Genomic DNA, 2,584 nt, shown 5'->3' on the forward strand with positions numbered 1-2,584 from the left:
GGACGCGCAGGGTGGACAGTCCTGCGGCGTGCTCGGCGAGCGCGGCGAGGTCGCCCGGCGCCACGCCGCCGCGCAACGGGTCATCGGTGAGATTCACCTGCAGCAGCACGTCGAGGACGGGATCGTCGTCGGCCGCGGCGTGCAGAGCATCGGCGAGCCGCGCGCGATCGACAGACTGGACGACGGATGCCGCAGCCCGGATCGCACGGGCCTTGTTGGTCTGCGCCTGACCGATGAAGTGCCAGCGCAGCTCGTCGAGATGGGCGACCTCCGCGGCTTTGCGGCTGAACTCCTGCTGCCGGTTCTCGCCCACGTCTCGCACGCCGAGTCGGTAGAGGTCTTCGACGAGGCTCGCGGGGTGGAACTTCGTCACCACGATGCGCGTGAGCGCCGACGGATCGCGGCCTGCCGCGCGTGCGGCATCCGCGATCCGTCCGTCGACGGCCTCCAGGCGCGCGGCGAGATCCACTACTTCAGGAAGTCGGGGATGTCGAGATCGTCATCTCCGAAAGCCGAGTCGAACGAAGAGTCGCTCGACGCGCCGACCGGCACCGGAACGCCCTGCGAAGCCGGCTCCGGCTCGGCGTCGCGATCCTTCGCCGCGTCTTCTGCCGGAGTCGCCGGCAACGCGGGCGCGGAGACGATCCGCGATGCCGACATCGGCTCGATGCGCGTCTGCGGCTCGCCGCCGTCGAAGCCGGCCGCGATCACCGTGACGCGCACCTCGTCGCCGAGGGTGTCGTCGATCACTGTGCCGAAGATGATGTTGGCCTCCGGGTGGGCAGCCTCCTTGACGAGCTGCGCGGCATCGTTGATCTCGAAGATGCCGAGGTTCGAGCCGCCCTGGACCGACAGCAGCACACCGTGCGCGCCCTCGATCGAAGCCTCGAGCAGGGGCGATTCGACCGCGAGCTCGGCGGCCTTGATCGCGCGATCCGCGCCGCGCGCCGAGCCGATGCCCATCAGCGCGGAGCCCGCGCCCTGCATGACGGACTTGACGTCGGCGAAGTCGAGGTTGATCAGACCCGGCGTGGTGATGAGGTCGGTGATGCCCTGCACACCGGCGAGGAGCACCTGGTCGGCCGTCGCGAACGCCTCGATCATCGAGATGCCGCGATCGCTGATCTCGAGAAGACGGTCGTTCGGGACGACGATGAGGGTGTCGACCTCTTCTTTCAGGCGGCCCACACCGGTCTCGGCCTGCTGCTGGCGACGGCGACCCTCGAACGAGAAGGGCTTCGTCACGACACCGATCGTGAGCGCTCCGATCGACTTCGCGATCTTCGCGACGACGGGGGCACCGCCGGTGCCGGTGCCACCGCCTTCACCCGCGGTGACGAACACCATGTCGGCGCCGCGCAGCGCCTCCTCGATCTCTTCGGCATGGTCCTCGGCGGCACGGCGGCCCACCTCGGGGTCGGCCCCTGCGCCGAGCCCGCGGGTGAGTTCTCGCCCCACGTCGAGCTTGACGTCGGCGTCGCTCATGAGCAGCGCCTGGGCGTCGGTGTTGATCGCGATGAACTCGACGCCGCGCAGGCCGAGTTCGATCATGCGGTTGACCGCGTTGACGCCGCCGCCGCCGACGCCGACGACCTTGATCACGGCGAGGTAGTTCTGGTTCTGGCTCATGCCGGCCTCCGTAGCCCTGGACCTGCTAACCTTCAACCTCTAGTAGAGGTATAAAGAATTGCCCGGTATGCAATTCCTGATCTCGAAAGTAGGCCGACGCCGGGCGTGCGTTCGGAGGCCCGCGGCGTGTCGCGGCAAACCGGGCGCGAACTGGTCGGTCGCGAACCCGATCAGTGCACGACGACGGCATCGGGCGATGACACGTCGTAGGCGGTGACATCCGCCGGAGGGTGCGACAGCATCATGCGCTGCAGGGCGAGCGCCTTGTGGGCCGACCGGTCCGAGCTCCCCCACACGACCCGGGTGTTCGTACCGCCGAGCGTGAGCGTCACATCGTCGAGCGTGGACGCCCACACCGCCGTCACCTGCGCGCGGATGTCAGCGGGCAGCGAGCGCATCACCTGGCCCGCGGCGGTGAACGCGTCCGAGTCGACGCCTCCTGTGATCGTGAGGACGGGCGTGCCGGGGCTCGGCGTCGCCGACGTCGACAGCGCGACACCCGCCGCGTCCACCAGCGTGTACCCCGCCCGTGTCTCGATCAGCCCGATCGGCGTCCGCTCGACGATCCTGATCACCAGCTCATGCGGCGGCCGCGCCTCGAGCGCGTACGTCTCGATGAGCGGGAACCCGACGAGCTCGGCCTTGATCGCACTCTCGTCGATGAGCGGCATCGGCGTGCCGACCTGGTCCGCGAGCGCGTTCTCGACCTCGGCGGCGTTCAGCTGCTGAGCGCCCACCACGACGATCCGCTCCACGGCGAACAGCGGGCTGTACGCGGCGCCGATCGTGCCGAGAGCCAACAGGACGACGGATGCCGCGACCCCGAGCCACAGGGCGCGCCGGCGTCGCTGGCGCACGGTGAAGCGACGGATCTCGGCGCGCAGCGCCTTGCGACGCGCGCGCGACGCCTTCCAGACCTCGCGCAGCCCCACGTCCGCCGCCGCGCGCTCGTCGG

General features: G+C 69.8%; 3 protein-coding genes. All 3 read right to left on the reverse strand.

The window, feature by feature from the left end:
* A partial coding sequence (locus EIO58_RS15965) for an alanine racemase (RefSeq protein WP_127820326.1) occupies positions 1-469 on the reverse strand: 469 nt, incomplete at its 3' end.
* On the reverse strand, positions 469-1,629 hold the full coding sequence (ftsZ, locus tag EIO58_RS15970) for a cell division protein FtsZ (protein WP_127820327.1): 1,161 nt from the start codon (positions 1,627-1,629) through the stop codon (positions 469-471). The genes EIO58_RS15965 and ftsZ, both read right to left, overlap by 1 nt.
* Positions 1,630-1,799: 170 nt before the next feature.
* Positions 1,800-2,584 (reverse strand): FtsQ-type POTRA domain-containing protein (locus EIO58_RS15975; RefSeq protein WP_127820328.1); only part of this gene is annotated, 785 nt, incomplete at its 5' end.

Source organism: Microbacterium sp. CPCC 204701, assembly GCF_004010105.1.
Taxonomy (GTDB): domain Bacteria; phylum Actinomycetota; class Actinomycetes; order Actinomycetales; family Microbacteriaceae; genus Microbacterium.

Coding starts and splice junctions, on each gene's coding strand:
- ftsZ (WP_127820327.1), bottom strand. CDS start 1,629: ATGAGCCAGAACCAGAACTACCTCGCCGTGATCAAGGTCGTCGGCGTC.